Annotated in this window: 13 protein-coding genes and 1 pseudogene; 9 read left to right on the forward strand and 5 right to left on the reverse strand. The window is 71.0% G+C overall.

Annotation, left to right across the window (positions count from 1 at the left end):
- Positions 1 to 187 precede the first annotated feature (187 nt).
- Both ACZ58V_RS21615 and ACZ58V_RS21620 read left to right on the forward strand, forming a co-directional pair.
- Entirely contained in the window at positions 188 to 946 is a 759-nt protein-coding gene (locus ACZ58V_RS21615; protein ID WP_468196425.1) for an IclR family transcriptional regulator, read from the forward strand.
- A gap of 116 nt (positions 947 to 1062) precedes the next feature.
- Entirely contained in the window at positions 1063 to 2280 is a 1218-nt protein-coding gene (locus ACZ58V_RS21620) for a PP2C family protein-serine/threonine phosphatase (protein WP_471291478.1), read from the forward strand.
- Here ACZ58V_RS21620 and ACZ58V_RS21625 read toward each other — a convergent pair.
- Positions 2247 to 3509, reverse strand: a complete 1263-nt coding sequence (locus tag ACZ58V_RS21625) for an acyltransferase family protein (RefSeq protein WP_471291480.1) — start codon at positions 3507 to 3509, stop codon at positions 2247 to 2249. The two genes, ACZ58V_RS21620 and ACZ58V_RS21625, sit on opposite strands and share 34 nt — an antisense overlap.
- A gap of 57 nt (positions 3510 to 3566) precedes the next feature.
- On the opposite strand from ACZ58V_RS21625, the gene ACZ58V_RS21630 reads away from it, so the two are divergent.
- On the forward strand, positions 3567 to 7307 hold the full coding sequence (locus tag ACZ58V_RS21630; protein WP_471291482.1) for an nSTAND1 domain-containing NTPase: 3741 nt from the start codon (positions 3567 to 3569) through the stop codon (positions 7305 to 7307).
- A 4-nt stretch (positions 7308 to 7311) separates the two neighbouring features.
- On the opposite strand, the gene paaK is transcribed toward ACZ58V_RS21630, so the two are convergent.
- Positions 7312 to 8625 carry a phenylacetate--CoA ligase PaaK gene (gene paaK, locus ACZ58V_RS21635; protein ID WP_471291484.1) on the reverse strand — a complete coding sequence of 438 codons (1314 nt, stop codon included), beginning with the start codon at positions 8623 to 8625 and terminating at the stop codon, positions 7312 to 7314.
- Positions 8622 to 9017 carry a hydroxyphenylacetyl-CoA thioesterase PaaI gene (gene paaI / locus ACZ58V_RS21640; RefSeq protein WP_471291757.1) on the reverse strand — a complete coding sequence of 132 codons (396 nt, stop codon included), beginning with the start codon at positions 9015 to 9017 and terminating at the stop codon, positions 8622 to 8624. Before paaI ends, paaK begins: the two co-directional genes overlap by 4 nt.
- A gap of 198 nt (positions 9018 to 9215) precedes the next feature.
- Here paaI and paaA point away from each other — a divergent pair, with 198 nt between their 5' ends.
- The 5 genes from paaA to paaE are packed head-to-tail and all read left to right on the forward strand — an operon-like array spanning position 9216 to position 12957.
- Complete coding sequence (gene paaA, locus ACZ58V_RS21645) at positions 9216 to 10202, forward strand: 1,2-phenylacetyl-CoA epoxidase subunit PaaA (RefSeq protein WP_468196437.1); 987 nt, start codon at positions 9216 to 9218, stop codon at positions 10200 to 10202.
- Positions 10199 to 10495, forward strand: coding sequence for a 1,2-phenylacetyl-CoA epoxidase subunit PaaB (gene paaB, locus ACZ58V_RS21650; protein ID WP_471291486.1), 297 nt, complete (start codon positions 10199 to 10201; stop codon positions 10493 to 10495). The genes paaA and paaB overlap by 4 nt, the downstream gene beginning before the upstream one ends.
- A 10-nt stretch (positions 10496 to 10505) precedes the next feature.
- A complete protein-coding gene (gene paaC, locus ACZ58V_RS21655; RefSeq protein WP_471291488.1) occupies positions 10506 to 11333 on the forward strand; it encodes a 1,2-phenylacetyl-CoA epoxidase subunit PaaC in 828 nt (275 codons plus the stop codon).
- Complete coding sequence (paaD, locus tag ACZ58V_RS21660) at positions 11327 to 11842, forward strand: 1,2-phenylacetyl-CoA epoxidase subunit PaaD (RefSeq protein ID WP_468196444.1); 516 nt, start codon at positions 11327 to 11329, stop codon at positions 11840 to 11842. Before paaC ends, paaD begins: the two co-directional genes overlap by 7 nt.
- Positions 11842 to 12957, forward strand: coding sequence for a 1,2-phenylacetyl-CoA epoxidase subunit PaaE (gene paaE / locus ACZ58V_RS21665; protein WP_468196447.1), 1116 nt, complete (start codon positions 11842 to 11844; stop codon positions 12955 to 12957). The genes paaD and paaE overlap by 1 nt, the downstream gene beginning before the upstream one ends.
- A gap of 160 nt (positions 12958 to 13117) precedes the next feature.
- On the opposite strand, the gene ACZ58V_RS21670 is transcribed toward paaE, so the two are convergent.
- Complete coding sequence (locus ACZ58V_RS21670; protein ID WP_189725146.1) at positions 13118 to 13615, reverse strand: peptidylprolyl isomerase; 498 nt, start codon at positions 13613 to 13615, stop codon at positions 13118 to 13120.
- A 473-nt stretch (positions 13616 to 14088) separates the two neighbouring features.
- Between ACZ58V_RS21670 and ACZ58V_RS21675 the strand changes: the two are divergent.
- Positions 14089 to 14276: pseudogene (locus ACZ58V_RS21675) on the forward strand (IS481 family transposase); the annotation flags it as partial.
- A gap of 259 nt (positions 14277 to 14535) precedes the next feature.
- On the opposite strand, the gene ACZ58V_RS21680 reads toward ACZ58V_RS21675, so the two are convergent.
- The gene (locus ACZ58V_RS21680; protein ID WP_468196450.1) at positions 14536 to 16149 is read right to left on the reverse strand and encodes a PucR family transcriptional regulator; all 1614 of its coding nucleotides are present in this window, start codon (positions 16147 to 16149) and stop codon (positions 14536 to 14538) included.
- Positions 16150 to 16234 lie beyond the last annotated feature (85 nt).

Consider the following 16234-nt stretch of genomic DNA (forward strand, 5'->3'; position numbering starts at 1 on the left):
TGTCGCTATTCGTACGCTGAACGATTGAGTGAAGTCCGTGAACGATAGCGAGCAGGCGGTTTCAAGCCAACCCTTCCGGCTGTGAAGAAGTCGTCACAAACGCAACGGCGGCTTTGGGTCCGAGGGTGAGCCGGGGCGGACGGCCGGCCGCCTTGCCCCCTCCGTACGGCTGACGCACGCTGGTCCTATGGCTGAGCAAGCCGGCCCTACGCTGATCACGTCCGTCCAGCGGGCCATGCGCCTGCTGGAGGCGGTCAGCGCGCACGAGAACGGCGCGCCGGCGAAGCAGCTGGCGCGGGAGACGGGCCTGCCCCTGGCCACCGCTTATCACCTGCTGCGGACGCTGGTCCACGACGGGTACGTCCGGAAGCTGGACGACGGCGGGTTCGTCCTCGGTGACAAGCTGCAGACGCTGAAGTCCACCGGCCGTGGCCAGGCGCTGCTGAACCGGGTCCGGCCCACGCTCGCCGCGCTGCGGGACGAGCTCACGTCCGCCGCCTACCTCACCTTCTACGAGGACGGCGAGATCCGGGTCGCCGAGATCGTCGACGGCCCCGGGACGCCCCGCGTCGATCTCTGGGTGGGCTTCGAGGACGCGGGACACGCGACCGCGCTCGGCAAGTCCGTGCTGCGGGAACTGGACGTCGAGGCCCGCAAGGACTACCTCTCCCGCCACCAGCTCGCCGACCTCACCCCGAGGACGATCACCAGCCTGCCGGAACTGCTCCGGCGGCTGGAAACCGCCCCCATGGCCCCGGCCGTCACGGACCTGGAGGAGTACTCCCTCGGCACGGTCTGCGTCGCCGTCCCGGTCTACAGCGGGGACACCATCGGTTCCCTCGGCGTCTCCCTCCCGGTGAACCGTCTCTCCCGGCTGTCGGAGGCCCGCGAGCGGCTGCTCCCGACCGCGAGCCGGGTCACCCGGAGCCTCTCGCTCACTATCTGAAAATCCGCTCCTTGCCGGTGCCCCAGGCCACCCCTTTATCTGGATGAAACAGACATTTCAGGGGTGCGCTTCCCAGATTCGCGCCCCGCGCACAGGTGAGGGACCCGGATACCGACATGAGCCATGCGCGTGACCTTGGTGCCGACCACCGGCCTGCCGGGCCGTCCAGAAGCCGAGTGGCCGGTGCCGGGGATTCGGCCCGCAGACGCGCCCTCGCGCAGCTGGCCGCCGGTATGCCCGTCCTGCCCGTACTGGTAGTCACAGCCGTCCTGCTCGCCGACCTCGCCGACGGCGGCGCCGGGATGATCTGGCTGCCCCTGCTCGCCGTCGGCCCCGCACTCGCGGCCACGACCAACGGGCCGCGAGGCGTCGTCTGCGTGGGGCTCCTCGCCGCGGTGCTCGGCGCGCTGCTCGGGGTCCGGGACGGCGTTCCGAGCCGTGAACTGGCCGCGGTGCTGTCGGCCCTGATGGCCGTCACGCTCGCGAGTGGCCTGGCCAGTGTCCTGCGCGGGCGCCGCGAACGGGTGCTCGCGGCCGTCCGCTCGGTCGCGGAGACCGCCCAGCACGCGCTGCTCAGGCCCGTACCGGCGAACGTCGGCCCCTTCCAGGTGGCCGTCCGCTACAGCGCCGCGGCGGCCGAGGCCCGCATCGGCGGGGATCTCTACGCGCTGATACCCACCCGGCACGGGGTGCGGCTGATCGTCGGCGATGTGCGCGGCAAGGGCCTGCCCGCCGTGGGGACGGCCGCGCTGGTGCTGGGTGTCTTCCGCGAGGCCGCCCATGACGAGCCCGACCTGCTCGCCGTGGTCGAGAGGATCGAGCGCAGCCTGACACGCAACCTCGGCCACGACGACTTCGTCACCGCCGTGGTCGCGGGATATCCGCCGGGCGGGCATCTGGAGGTGGTGAACTGCGGGCACACGCCTCCGCTGCTGGTGAGCGCCTCGGGGCGCGTCACACCGGTCGAGCCCGATCTGCCGTCCCCGCCCCTCGGACTGCGCGCCCTGGCCGGCCGCTCGCCCGGCCTCCAGGCGCTCCCGTTCGCCGACGGCGACCAGCTGCTGCTCTACACCGACGGTGTCACCGAGGCCCGCGACCACGGCCGGACCTTCTACCCGCTCGCCGAAGGACTGGAACGCTACGTCTCCCACGAGCCGGCACGCACCCTCGGCGCACTCCACGACGAACTGCTGGCCCACGTCGGCGGCCGGCTGCACGACGACGCGGCCCTGCTCCTGATCCGCAAGCCGGCGGCATCCGAGGCGGGCGTCGCCGCGGAGATCGATCCCGGAAGCACGGTTCACGCTCCGGCGTGCGAGGCGGGGTGCCGCTGACGCTCGTCGCGTGGCCGCACGCGGCGTGCCCAGTCACGGCCCCAGGTCTGGCCGGGCACTTCGACGCAACGGTGGGTCAGGAGGCACAGGGGCAGCAGCACGGCGAAGAACGCCACCTCCAGCGCGAGACTGTCCTGCCGCCGTCGGCCGATCGTGCTGTCGATCACCGCCAGCAGCACCGGATGCACCAGATAGACCGAGTAGCTGATCGTTCCCAAGACGGTCAGCACCCGGGGTATGCGTCGGTGGCGCGACCACAGTGCCGCGCCGAAGGTGAGCAAGGACAGCAGGAACGCGACGATCCAGCCGCGCCGCGTGAAATGGTCACCGTCGCCGTGCGCGTACGCACTCCCCACGGCACAGGCGACCACCAACACGGCAGTGCCGGCCGCGTCGCGCCAGGCGATCTGACCGTTCTCGGCACGGTAGACGGCGGTGCCGAGGAACATCACGGCGAGAATCACCAGGCCCTCCCACAGCGGGACCGTGCCGTTGAACAGGACCAGGACGAGGGCCGGCACCCCGCCCAGCACACTCCCGAACACCCGAAGCACCGGTGACCCGGCGCTCGCGCAGACGATGGCGACCACCATGGCGATCGAGGCGAACGCGATCAGCGGGCCGGTGCCGACCAGCCCGGACAAAGCGGAGACCGGCAGCACCACCCCTGCCGTCACGCTCATGGCGGCGAGCCCGGCCAGGCCGACCGAGACCGCCGCGGACCGCCGGTGCAGACGGACGGTGAAGAGCGCGACGACCAGCAGGTAGAAGGACATCTCGTAGGAGAGCGTCCACAGGACGAGCAGGAGATTGGGCGTCCCCAGTAACTCCTGGAGCATCGTGGCGTGGGCGGCCGCCACGGTGACGGCGCCCTGCCCACCGAAGTCACGCAGCTCCACGGTGCCTGTGAAGCCGAGGGCGAGAAGCACGCTCACGACAGCCGCCCACAGCGGATACACACGGGAGATCCGTCCGACCCAGAACGTCCGGACGCAGCCCCGGCGCTCCAGCGAGGCGGGGATGATGTAGCCGCTCACCAGGAAGAACACCATGATGCCGTAGCGGCTGGTGTTGAACTCCGGCATCAGCTCCCGCCGGAACTCCGGCATGAAGGTGTACGACGAGTGGTCGAACACCACGACGAGTGCGGCGATGCCGCGCAACGCGTCCAGCCAGCCCAAGCGCGACAGATGCGTCGGGGAGGCGGGGACGAGGGGTGGGGATTCCATGCGGCCGAGTTCAGCGGCTTGATCATTGTTCGGCAGTACGGTTCTGGCGGCCTGACAATGAGGCGGGCCGGAGGGGGTGCGGGGGTGGCGGGGCGTCATGAGGTGCCGGTGGATCCGGCGGCGGGACCGGTGCAGCGGTTCGCGTTCGAGTTACGCAAGCTGAGGGCGGAGGCGGACGGGATCACCTACCGGTCGCTGGCCCAACGGGCGGGCTACTCGGTGACCACGCTGGCGCAGGCGGCAGGAGGCGAGCGGTTGCCGACGCTGCCGGTGGCCCTCGCCTATGCGGAGGCGTGCGGCGGAGACCCGGCCGAATGGGAGGCCCGGTGGAAGGAGGCGGTGGAGGAGTCCGCCGGTGACGGCTCCCGGGACGACGACGGATCCCTCCCGCCGTACCGGGGACTGGCACGGTTCGAGACCGGGGACAGCGGCCTGTTCTTCGGCCGGGAGCAGCTCACCGCCGACCTGGTCGAGCTGTTGCGCCGACGGCGGTTCGCCGCGGTCTTCGGCCCCTCCGGCAGCGGCAAGTCCTCCCTGTTACGGGCCGGCCTGATACCCGTGCTCCGGCACGCCCAGGAGCCGGACCTGCGCCCGGCCGCGATCCGGATCCTGACACCGGGCGAACGCCCCGCCCGCAGCCACGCACCCCTCCTCACCCCCGCGACGCCCCACGACGGCAGCGCCGGAGCGGACACCTTCGTGATCGTCGACCAGTTCGAAGAGGTCTTCACGCTCTGCCACGACGCGTCCGAACGCGCCCGCTTCATCGACCTGTTGCTGACAGCCCGGGAGCCGGAGAGCCGCCTGCGGGTGCTGCTGGCGGTACGCGGCGACTTCTACGGCCGCTGCGCCGAGCACCGCGACCTGGCCGACGCACTGCGCGATGCCAACCTCCTGGCCGGAGCGATGAGCCAGGCCGAACTGCGGGCCGCCGTCGTCAAACCGGCCAAGGCCGCCGGACTGACCGTGGAACGCGCCCTCACCGCCCGGCTGGTCGAGGAGGTCGCGGACGCGCCGGGCGGACTGCCGCTGCTGTCCCACGCGTTGCTGGAGACCTGGCGCCGCCGCCGCGGCAAGACACTGACCCTGGCGGGCTACGAGGCCGCCGGATGCCTGGACGGTGCGATCGCCAGGACCGCCGAGGAGGTCTACGGCAGGTTCACCGACGACCAGGCGGCTGCCGCCCGCCGGGTGCTGCTGCGCCTGGTCGCCCCTGGCGACGGTACCCCCGACACTCGCCGTCCCGTCGACCGCGCGGAACTGCCCGGCACCGGCCGGGACGACACCGCCCGGGTGGTCGACGCGCTCGCCGGGGCTCGGCTACTCACCCTGGACGGCGACACGGTCGAGATGGCCCACGAGGCACTGATCACGGCCTGGCCCCGGCTGCGCGGGTGGATCGAGGACGACCGCGAACGCCTGCGTGTGCACCGGGACCTGACCGAAGCGGCCCACGCCTGGCAGGAACTGGGGCGGGAAGAGGGCGCGTTGTGCCGGGGGAGTCGGCTCGCCGCCGCGCAGGAACACTTCGGCGGCGCATCGCGCGAGGACCTGACCGAGGTGGAGCAGGCCTTCCTCGACGCCAGTCGCGACCATGAGCAGAAGGGCCGCCGCCGGTACCGGCTGGTGCTCACCGCGGTCACCGCCGCGCTGTGCCTCGCGCTCGTCGCCGCGGGTCTTGCCGTGGGGCAGTGGCAGAGCGCGGTGAGTGCCCAGCATGTGGCGCAATCGCGGCAGTTGGCAGCGCAGTCCGGTGCGCTGCTGGAGTCTGAACCGGATCTGGCGTCGCTGCTCGCTGTGCATGCGTACCGCATCAGTCCGACGCGTGAAGCGGCCGCCGCGCTGTATGACGCTGCGGCGTTGCCGCTGAGCGAGCGTCTGGTCAGTGGGAAGGAACCGGTGCGTTCCCTCACCGTCAGCACGGACGGACGTACCGTTGCCACCCACAGCCAAGACGGCAAGGTGCGGATCTGGGAACTTCCCGGGGGACGGCTCCGGCACACGTTCACTGGCCCTGACACCGGTGAAGTCGCGGCGCTCAGCCCCGACGGACGCACCCTGGCAGTCGCGACCTCCGGTGACGCCGGCGCGGCGATCGGACTGTGGGACCCGGCCACCGGCAGGAGAATCAGTACCGTCACCGTCCCCGACGGTGCGGTAAGGGCAACGGCGTTCAGCCCTGACGGGCGTACTGTGGCGGCTTCCTCCCCTACGGCTGTGCGGGTATGGGACGTGGCCACCGGCCGCACGAGGCACAGCTTCACCAGCCTCACCGATCCGCAGGCGGTCGCCTTCGGCCCTGACGGACGTACCGTCGTGGCGGTCGGCAGCCCGGGAATGGCACGAGTGTGGGACGTGGCGAGCGGCCGCACCCGGATCGCCCGCGACAGCCACATCGAGGGCGATGCCGTGGCTCTCAGCCCCGACGCCCGGACATTCGTGGTTGCCCGCACCGACGGTTCGGTGCAACTGCGTGACGTGGCCACCGGTGCCGTCCGGCACACCGTCGGTGACGGCCCCATGGGGTTGGACGCTCTGGCCTTCGCCCCCGACGGGAGGACCCTCGCCATAGAGGGCCGAGGGGACACGGTACGGCTGTTTGACACCGCCTCCGGCGCAGCGCGGGGCACCGTGACGGTCGGTCACCACGGGCGGGAGTTGATGACGGTGGCGCTGGGCGCGGACGGTCGCACGTTGGTGACCAGCAGCAACGCGGACCCCACCGTTCGCGTCCACCGCTTGACCGCCGATCAACCACACACCAGATTGCAAGGCCACCAAGGCGCGTATGTAACGGACATGGCATTCGGTCCGGACGGACGCTCTCTGGCCGCGGTTCGCCAAGGGTGGCCCGGCCGTGGGGCGGTACAGCTCTGGGAGGTCAGGACCGGCGATCGCAACGGCACACTGGCGCTGGACACCGACCCGGCACTCCGGGAGGAGGAACTGCGCTTCACGGTTCTCCGCTTCGGAGCTGTGGGGTTCAGCCCGACCGGGCGTGCCCTGGCTGCCAGGGCCACCGAGAACGGAGTGATCGAGGTCCGGGAGGTCGCCACGGGCCGCCTTCGTCAAAGCCGGGCCCTGGGAGACATCGCCAAGGCGGCCTTCAGCCCCGACGGGACACGGCTCGCCCTCGTCGGCCATGACGGATCGATTCGGACCTGGCACCTCTCGACCGGCGCACTGCACACGGCCCATGGCGAATCCGTCAGGGCATTGGCGTTCGCCCCGGACGGCCTCACACTCGCCGTCGCGCACGTCAGGGATGGCCACGAGCAGGTCAGACTGCTCGACGCCGCCACCGGCCGAATCCAGCGCACCATCAAGCCGAACGCCGGAATGCTGCTGTCTCTCGCCTTCAGCCCGGACGGCCACACCCTGGCCACCGCAAGCAGCGCCAGGGGAACCGTGAAGACATGGAACGCACGCACCGGTCAGCTCCAGGACAGCTTCAGTGTCAGCGGTGAGGTCGGGGCGCTGGCCTTCAGCTCAGACGGGCGCACCCTGGCCGCGAGCAACGAACGAGGAGTCCACCTGTGGGACCTCACCACCAGCCAGATCAGACGCACCCTACCCACCCGCTCGCGCGCGGTAGCCGTGACGTTCAGCCCGGACGGCCACACCCTGGCCATCAGCGTGGGCCCCTCCGTCGAGCTGTGGAACGTAGACCTCCCCGACCCGGCCCGCGCGATCCGCGACATCTGCCGGGCCATCGACACCACGCTCACCCCGCTGGAACGGTCCCGCTATCTGCCCGAGCAGTCCACTGAAACCGGCTGCCCGGCGACCGAGCGGTAGGACCTCACCGCAGATCCTTCACCCGCCGCAGCTTGCCGACCGACCGCTCCAGCGTCTCCGGTTCGACGATCGCCACGTCGACCGTGACGCCGACGCCGTCCTTGACGTCCTGCGCGATCGCGCGGGCGGCGGCCTCGCGCCGGTCGGCGGGCGTGCCCGGGCGGCTCTCGACGTGGACGGTCATGTGGTCCATGCGGCCTCGCCGGGTCAGCTGGATCTGGAAGTGCGGGGCGACGCCGGGCGTGCGCAGGACGATCTCCTCGATCTGGCTGGGGAAGACGTTCACCCCGCGCAGGATGATCATGTCGTCGCAGCGGCCGGTGATCTTCTGGATGCGGCGGAAGGCGGGCCGGGCCGTGCCGGGCAGCAGCCGGGTCAGGTCGCGGGTGCGGTAGCGGACGACCGGCAGCGCCTCCTTGGTCAGGGACGTGAAGACCAGCTCGCCCTCCTCGCCCTCGGGCAGCACCTCACCCGTGATCGGGTCGACGACCTCGGGAAGGAAATGGTCCTCCCATACGTGCAGGCCGTCCTTGGTCTCCACGCACTCCTGCGCGACCCCCGGGCCGATCACCTCGGACAGGCCGTATATGTCGACGGCGTGGATGTCCATGCGCTCCTCGATCTCGCGGCGCATCTCCTCCGTCCACGGCTCGGCACCGAAGATGCCCACCCGCAGGGAGGTGGAGCGCGGGTCGACGCCCTGTCGCTCGAACTCGTCGAGGAGGGTCAGCATGTAGGACGGCGTGACCATGATGATCTCGGGCTCGAAGTCCTGGATGATCTGCACCTGGCGTGCGGTCATGCCCCCGGAGGCCGGGATCACCAGACACCCGGCGCGCTCGGCGCCGTAGTGCGCGCCGAGGCCTCCGGTGAACAGCCCGTAGCCGTAGGAGATGTGCACCTTGTGGCCCGGGCGTCCGCCGGCGGCACGGATCGAGCGGGCGACGAGGTCCGCCCACATCGACAGGTCGTTCTCCGTGTAGCCGACGACCGTGGGGCGGCCCGTGGTGCCGCTGGAGGCGTGCACGCGGCGGACCTGGTCCATGGGGACGGCGAACATGCCGAACGGGTAGCTGTCGCGCAGATCGGCCTTGGTCGTGAAGGGGAACCGGGACAGGTCCTCCAGCGAGCGGCAGTCCTCGGGTGTGACCCCGGCGGCGTCGAACTTCTTCCGGTACGCCTCCACGTTGTCGTAGGCGTGCCGCAGACTCCGGCGCAGCCGGTCGAGCTGGAGCTCGCGCAGCTGCACGCGGGTGAGGCGCTCGGCGTCGTCCAGCAGATCGTGGGGGAGGGGCTCACCCCGCCGCTGCCCGGTCATCGCGACTCCTCCGACGTCGTACTCGCGCTCCCGATGGTGCGGCTGCGGCCCCGGAACTCCGCTATCACCTCGTCGCCCCGCAGCACGCTCACGTCGTAGAGGCCGCTGCGGCCGAACCGGGTGCGTTCCTCGGCCCGCGCCACGAGCACGTCGCCCTCGTACGCCGGGGCCACGAAGGTGACGTCGGCCCCTGCCGCGACGGTCACCGGGCCGTGGCTGTTGCAGGCGCAGGCGAAGGCGCTGTCGGCGAGCAGGAAGACGTAGCCCCCGTGGGCGATCCCGTGCCCGTTCACCATCCCCGGGGTCACGGTCATCCGGAGCACGGCGGTTCCTTCGCCCTGCTCGAGCAGCTCGACACCGAGCCCCCGTGAGGCTTGGTCCGCGGCGAACATCGCCTCCGCGGCCGGCGTCGCGTCAGCGGTATGGGTCACCTCTCGCACCACCTTGTCTACCGACCGAACATTCGGTTAGCTTCGGCGTTGCCAAATAATCCCATCGCCTGTGCGCATGTCAAGGATCGAGGGCTTACCAAGGCGGCCGGGCCTGTCCTATCATGGACCGAACGAATGGTCGGTTGGGAAGTGGGACGGATGGATACGACACACTCCAGCCCCGAGGGGGCGGACGGCGCCGAGCCGGTTCTCCAGCAGCACTTCGACGTGACGATCGCGCGGGACCAGCGGATCGAGCCGCGCGACTGGATGCCGGAGGGCTACCGGAAGACACTGATCCGTCAGATCGCGCAGCACGCGCACTCGGAGATCATCGGCATGCAGCCGGAGGGCGAGTGGATCACGCGCGCGCCGTCGCTGCGCCGCAAGGCCATTCTGTTCGCCAAGGTCCAGGACGAGGCCGGGCACGGGCTGTATCTGTACTCGGCGGCGGAGACGCTGGGCGCGGACCGTGCGGATCTCACGGACCGGCTGATCGAGGGTCGCCAGAAGTACTCGTCGATCTTCAACTACCCCACGCTGAGCTTCGCGGACGTCGGGGTGATCGGCTGGTTCGTGGACGGTGCCGCGATCTGCAACCAGGTGCCGCTGTGCAGGTCGTCGTACGGGCCGTACGCGCGCGCGATGGTGCGGATCTGCAAGGAGGAGTCGTTCCACCAGCGGCAGGGCTACGAACTGCTGATGACGATGATGCGCGGCACCGCGGCACAGCGGGAGATGGTGCAGGACGCGGTGGACCGCTGGTGGTGGCCGTCCCTGATGATGTTCGGCCCGCCCGACGACGCCTCGCCCAACTCCGCGCAGTCGATGGCCTGGAAGATCAAGCGGCACAGCAACGACGAACTGCGTCAGCGTTTCGTCGACATGACCGTCCCGCAGGCCGAGAAGCTCGGCGTGACGCTCCCGGACCCGGAGCTGCGCTGGAACGACGAGCGGGGACACCACGACTTCGGCACCCCCGACTGGGACGAGCTGATGCGGGTCATCAAGGGCGACGGCCCGTGCAACGCCCAGCGGACGGAGCGACGCCGCACGGCCCACGAGGAGGGCACCTGGGTGCGCGAGGCGGCCACCGCCCACGCCGCCAAACAGGCGGCCCGCGCACAGAAGGGAGCGGTGGCATGAGCGCCGCCGACAAGCAGGACTGGCCGCTGTACGAGGTGTTCGTGCGCGGCAAGCGCGGCCTGAACCACGTCCACGTGGGCTCGCTGCACGCCGCCGACGACCGCATGGCGCTCACCCACGCCCGCGACCTGTACACACGGCGCAACGAGGGCGTGAGCATCTGGGTCGTGCGCTCGGAGCACATCGCCGCCTCCACCCGCGACGAGAAGGACCCTTTCTTCGCGCCCAGCGCCGACAAGGTCTACCGGCACCCGACGTTCTACGACATCCCTGACGACGTCCCGCACATCTGAAGGAGAGGGCATGAGTGACGACCACGTCTACATGACCCTCGCCGAGGGACACGAGGACGACACCCGCTGGGCCTACGGCACCGGCTTCGAGGACCCCCTGCACGGCGTGGACACGGCCGTGCCCGACGGCGTCGACGCCGGTGAACTGGCCGCCCTCTGCGTCACCCTGGCCGACGACGCCCTGGTCGCGGCCCAGCGGCTCGCCGAGTGGACCACCCGGGCCCCCGAGCTGGAGGAGGAGGTGGCGTTGGCCAACATCGGACTCGATCTGCTGGGCCAGGCCCGCCTGCTCTACTCCCGCGCGGGCCAGGTCGACGGCACCGGCCGCGGCGAGGACGCCTACGCCTACTTCCGGGACGCCGGCGACTTCCGCAACGTACGCCTGGCCGAACTGCCCAACGACGACTTCGCGTTCTCGACCGTACGGCTGCTGGTGTTCGCGAGCTGGCGCCTCGCGTACTTCGAGCGGCTCACCGCTCACCGGGACCCGGTGCTCGCGGCGATCGCGGCCAAGGGTGTGAAGGAGCTGGCCTACCACCGGCAGTACGCGGCCGAGTGGGTGGTGCGCCTCGGTGACGGCACCGAGGAATCGCACCGCCGGACGCGCAGGGCGCTGGAGCAGGTCGCGCCGTATCTCGGCGAGCTGTTCACGGCGCACGACGTACGGGACGAGGTCGTCGCCGTCCTGCGCCAGGTCACCGAGGCGGCCGGGCTGCCCATGCCCGTCTACCGGCCGCTGCCCGGTTCGGGCCGCACCGGGGAGCACACCGAGCATCTCGCCCCGCTGCTGGCCGAGTTGCAGGGCATCGCCCGCGCCCACCCGGAGACGACATGGTGACGACACTCCTGGACGAGCGGCGGGCCCGGCGCATCGCCGAGCAGGTGCCCGACCCCGAGCTGCCCATGCTCACCCTGGCCGACCTCGGCGTGCTGCGCGACGTGTCCTTGACCCCGGACGGGACGGTGGTCGCGAGCCTGACCCCGACCTACTCGGGCTGCCCGGCGATGGCGGAGATGCGCGCCGGAGTGGCCGCCCGGCTGAGGGACGCGGGCTACGCGCGCGTGGAGATCCGCACCGTCCTCGACCCGCCGTGGACCAGCGACTGGATCACCCCGGACGGCCGGCGCAAGCTCGCCGAGCACGGCATCGCCCCGCCCGGGGCCGCGCCCGCCCGCACCACCGGCCCGGTCCCGCTCGTGCTGTCGCCGTCCCGCCGCTCGGTGCCCTGCCCCCGCTGCGGTTTCCACGACACCGAGGAGACCTCCCGCTTCGCCGCCACGTCCTGCAAGTCCCTGTGGCGCTGCCTCGCCTGCCGCGAGCCGTTCGAGTACGTCAAGGAGATCTGATGGACGACCTGATGGAGCCGGCCCCCGCCCCGGCGGCACGCGCTCGTGCCCGCCGACGTCCGGTCTTCCACCCCCTGCGGGTCGCCGCCGTGCAGCCGCTGTGCGAGGACGCGGCAGCCGTCAGCTTCGACATCCCGGCCGAGCTGGCCGAGGAGTTCGCCTTCGAGCCCGGCCAGTCGCTCACCCTGCGGCGCGGGATCGACGGCCGGGACGAGCGCCGCTCGTACTCGATCTGCTCACCCGCCGGCACCGCCCCGCGCATCGGCGTACGCGTCGTACCGGGCGGCCTGTTCTCCTCCTGGCTGGTGCGCGACGTACGCCCCGGCGACACCGTCGAGGTCATGGCACCCACCGGCGCCTTCACGCCCGACCTCACCGCCCCCGGTCACCACGTCCTGATCGCGGCAGGCTCCGGCATCACGCCCATGGTCTCCATCGCCGAGTCCGTCCTGGCCGCCGACTCCCGCTCGACGGTCACCCTCCTCTACGGCAACCGCCGCACCGGCACCGTGATGTTCGCCGACGAGCTCGCCGACCTGAAGGACCTGTATCCGACGCGGTTCCAGCTCGCCCATGTCCTCTCCCGCGAACCCCGCGAGGCCGAGGTGCTCTCCGGCCGCCTCGACGCCGACCGGCTGTCGGCCCTCGTCGACGCGCTGGTGGACGTGGACTCCGCCGACCACTGGTGGCTGTGCGGCCCGCACGGCATGGTCCGCGCCGCCCAGCAGGTCCTGGCCGGCCTCGGCGTGCCCGCCGACCGCGTCCACCAGGAGCTGTTCTACGCCGACGACGAGCCCGTGCGCGAGGTCCACCACGCCGAGACCGGCCCGACCGGTCCGGTCAGCCAGGTCACCGTCACCCTCGACGGCCGCTCCACCACCTCCGCCCTCCCCCGGGAGCGGAGCATCCTCGAAGGCGCCCAGCAGACCCGCCCGGACCTGCCGTTCGCCTGCAAGGGCGGCGTCTGCGGCACCTGCCGTGCCCTGGTCACCGACGGCAAGGCCGACATGCGGCGCAACTTCGCCCTCGAACCGGCCGAGGTCGACGCGGGCTACGTCCTCACCTGCCAGTCGTTCCCGGTCTCCGACGCGCTGACGGTGGATTTCGACACCTGAGCTCCGCGGCGGCTGTGCCGTAGATTCCGAGGCGGAACGGCTTGGCAAGAAGGCCGTCGTCACCGATGAGACGACCCCGACCAGCTACACCACGACCCGACGGCACCCTGACCAGAAGGCCGACGTCACCTCGCAGAGCCGTTAAACAGGCGCTTTACCGTCAGAGAGTGCCGGAGTCGGCGATGGTGACGGTGGCCGAGGTACGGCCGGACCGCGAGCCGTAGCCCTCGATCTTCCGTACGAGCTCCATGCTGCTCTCGTCGGCGACCTCGCCAAACACGACGTGCTTGCCGTCAAGCCACGACGTCACGATCGTGGTGATGAAGAACTGCGAGCCGTTGGTGTTCGGGCCGGCGTTGGCCATGGAGAGCTGGCCTGGCTTGGTGTGCTTGAGCGTGAAGTTCTCGTCGGGGAACTTCTCGCCGTAGATGCTCTTGCCGCCCGTGCCGTCGCCGCGGGTGAAGTCACCGCCCTGGAGCATGAACTCCGGGATGACGCGATGGAAGGACGAGCCCTTGTAGCCGAAGCCCTTCTCGCCGGTCGCCAGCGCGCGGAAGTTCTCCACGGTCTTGGGGGCGACGTCGTCGAACAGGTTCATGTTGATCCGGCCGGCGGGAACGTCGTCGATGGTGATGTCAAAGAAAACCTTGATAGTCATGCCCCCATCCTGACATCTTGCACCCCGGAGCGGCCCACGCACCCCGAGGGCCCCTCCGCACCCTCACAAACCCCGCGGCGCCGAGACGCGGGACGTCCCGGGAGTCAGAACCCGGAAGTGGATGAGCCCTGCCAGGGCCGCAGCGCTCACTGCGGCAAGTCCGTCCCATGCCCCAGAACAGATCGCGGACGGGATTTCGCGGTGCCTGCCGCCGTAGGTACAGCCAGGCGGCACCTGCGAGTGCCCCCAGGAGAGCTCCGGTGACATTGGCCGTATTGTCCGTCATCGTGCACGCGCGGCCGGTGTCTGCCACTGACTGCATGAGTACGACGGTTTCCACTGAGAAACCCAAACGCTGCAGCGACGGTCACAGGTCGTCGGAAGAGGGGCTAGCTGTATTGATCAAGAGCGTTGTTGACGCTGGCCGGACTTGATCACGGCAAAGGCCTCCGTGCCGCCAGGCCGGCCGGGCCGCCCGCAGCGGCCTGGGTTTCGACTACATCCACTCCGCCGTCGACGACCACAGCCGCCTGGCCTACAGCGAAGTCCATCCAGACGAGAAGGCCGTCACCTGCGCGGCCTTCCTGCGACGGGCCGCGGCCTCTTCGCCGGCTGCGGCATCGACCGCATCGAACGGTCCTGACCGACAACGCCTGGCCCTCGCAAGAGCTTCGCCTGGCAGCAAGCCTTGGCCGACCTCGGCGCCACCGGCAAACTCACCCGCGCGTACCGGCCGCAGACCAACGGCAGGTCGAACGCTTCAACCGCACTCTGCTCGACGAGTGGGCCTACCAGCGGCTCCCTACACCAGCAACACCGAAAGCAACACCGAACGCACCGATGCCCTGGCAGACTTCACTGCAGAACGAGGTCGCGGACGGCTCACAGGAGCGGCGGCCGGTCCGCGGCCGAGGCCCCCTTCACCCCTCGCGCAGCACGCGCAACGCCGTGAGCGCCACGTGGAGTTCGGTGCGCCGTTCGCCGGACTCGAGGTCGGAGTCCAGGAGGCGCTCGATGGTGCGCAGACGCTGGTACATGGTCTCCCGGGACAAGCCGCCGCGACGGGCCGCGGTGGTCTTGTTGCCGGCGGCGTCGAGGTAGTGGCCCAGCGTGGCGAGCAGCTCGGTGCCGTGCCGGGTGTCGTGGTCGATGAGCCGGCCGAGGCGGCGCTCGGTGTAGTCCTGGACGCGCGTGTCCTCGCGCAGGGCGTACAGCAGGCGGCGCAGATCGATGTCCGGCAGCTCGTGGAAGGAACGGTCCGGGGGAGGAAGCTGGCCGGGCGGGGTGGCCTCTATGACGCGGGCCGCCTCCCGGAAGGAGCGTGCCGCGTCGGCGAGGTCCGCCACCTCCGATCCGACGCCCACGATCGCCCTCGGGACCAGCCCCAGCGCGGTGCGGCACAGCCGTTCCGCCACGGGGCGCCAGGGCCGGTCAGGACGCAGGGCCGGCAGGATGCCGAGGCGACCGGGGGTGAGCTCGCCGACGAGGGCCGGGACCCCCGCAGATCGCAGCTCGCTGTGCAGTCGGGTCTCCAGCTCGCCTCCTTCGGCACCCGGGCCCAGGTCGACGAGGATCGCCAGGTAGCGGCTGTCCTCCGTGGGCAGGCCCAGCGCGGCACAGCGGGCGCGGGCGTCCTCGGGGGAGTGGTGGCGCTGTTCCGCCAGCTCACGAAGGGCGGTGCGGTGGGCCGTGTGCTCCCAGGGCGTGGAGTGGATGAGCCGGGCGACGGTCAGGGCCATCGCCGTCCGCTCCAGGACGGTGATGTGCTCCGGCCCGAAGGCCGGGCTGTCGGCCGCCCCCTGGAGCATGGCCAGGCGGCCCCAGCGTTCGCCCTGGTAGGAGACGGGTGCCGTGAGCCAGCCCTCCGGGCCGCTCGCCCCGGTGTGGGCGCCGGGCTCGGTGGCCCGGGAGCGCTGTTCCCAGTCGCCGAGCGCCTCCTCCACCGTGCTTCCGGACGGTTCGCAGATCAGCGCCTGGTGCACCAGGTTCTCCAGGACGACCGTGCGGCCGCTCATCTCCGCCGCCGCGCGCACCACGTCCTCAGGTCCCGCGCCGCGCAGCGTCAGCGCGGTGAACGCCTCGTGGATCCGCTGAGTCCGGCGCATCGCGTCGGCCTGGCTCCCGAGGATGAGCGCGTGGACGACCTGCGTGACCTCCAGGAAGTTGACGTCCCGCGCGAGGGTGACCAGGGGCAGCCCCCGGGCGCGGCAGGCCTGGACGAGGGCGTCGGGCGGCCGGTGATAGCGCCGTACCAGCTCGATGACCAGGGCGGCCGCGCCCACCTCGGTGAGTTCGTCGACGTACCGGCGGACACCCGCCGCGTCGTCGGGCAGAGGCATGCCCGTGGTCAGGACCAGCTCACCGCCCTTGAGGAAGGACGCCGGGTCCGTCAGCTCGGTGATGTGCACCCAGCGCACCGGCCGGTCCAGCCCGGCCGGCCCGGTGACGACCTGCGGCTGCCCGGCGGCCAGGACGGGCAGGGCCAGGACGTCGGCGACGCTCGGCGGGTGTGGGTTCACGGTGGCTCCCTGCATGCCTGGTCACTCTGACAAGCGCCACTGACCTGCGCAAGAGCTGTCCACGGGAGGGACGGGCGGGATCAGGGGGGTCCGGTGGTTG

It is taken from the genome of Streptomyces sp. NPDC040589 (assembly GCF_055594445.1).

Coding starts and splice junctions, on each gene's coding strand:
- ACZ58V_RS21615 (WP_468196425.1), top strand. CDS start 188: ATGGCTGAGCAAGCCGGCCCTACGCTGATCACGTCCGTCCAGCGGGCC.
- ACZ58V_RS21620 (WP_471291478.1), top strand. CDS start 1,063: ATGAGCCATGCGCGTGACCTTGGTGCCGACCACCGGCCTGCCGGGCCG.
- ACZ58V_RS21625 (WP_471291480.1), bottom strand. CDS start 3,509: ATGGAATCCCCACCCCTCGTCCCCGCCTCCCCGACGCATCTGTCGCGC.
- ACZ58V_RS21630 (WP_471291482.1), top strand. CDS start 3,567: ATGAGGCGGGCCGGAGGGGGTGCGGGGGTGGCGGGGCGTCATGAGGTG.
- paaK (WP_471291484.1), bottom strand. CDS start 8,625: ATGACCGGGCAGCGGCGGGGTGAGCCCCTCCCCCACGATCTGCTGGAC.
- paaI (WP_471291757.1), bottom strand. CDS start 9,017: ATGTTCGCCGCGGACCAAGCCTCACGGGGGCTCGGTGTCGAGCTGCTC.
- paaA (WP_468196437.1), top strand. CDS start 9,216: ATGGATACGACACACTCCAGCCCCGAGGGGGCGGACGGCGCCGAGCCG.
- paaB (WP_471291486.1), top strand. CDS start 10,199: ATGAGCGCCGCCGACAAGCAGGACTGGCCGCTGTACGAGGTGTTCGTG.
- paaC (WP_471291488.1), top strand. CDS start 10,506: ATGAGTGACGACCACGTCTACATGACCCTCGCCGAGGGACACGAGGAC.
- paaD (WP_468196444.1), top strand. CDS start 11,327: ATGGTGACGACACTCCTGGACGAGCGGCGGGCCCGGCGCATCGCCGAG.
- paaE (WP_468196447.1), top strand. CDS start 11,842: ATGGACGACCTGATGGAGCCGGCCCCCGCCCCGGCGGCACGCGCTCGT.
- ACZ58V_RS21670 (WP_189725146.1), bottom strand. CDS start 13,615: ATGACTATCAAGGTTTTCTTTGACATCACCATCGACGACGTTCCCGCC.
- ACZ58V_RS21680 (WP_468196450.1), bottom strand. CDS start 16,149: ATGCAGGGAGCCACCGTGAACCCACACCCGCCGAGCGTCGCCGACGTC.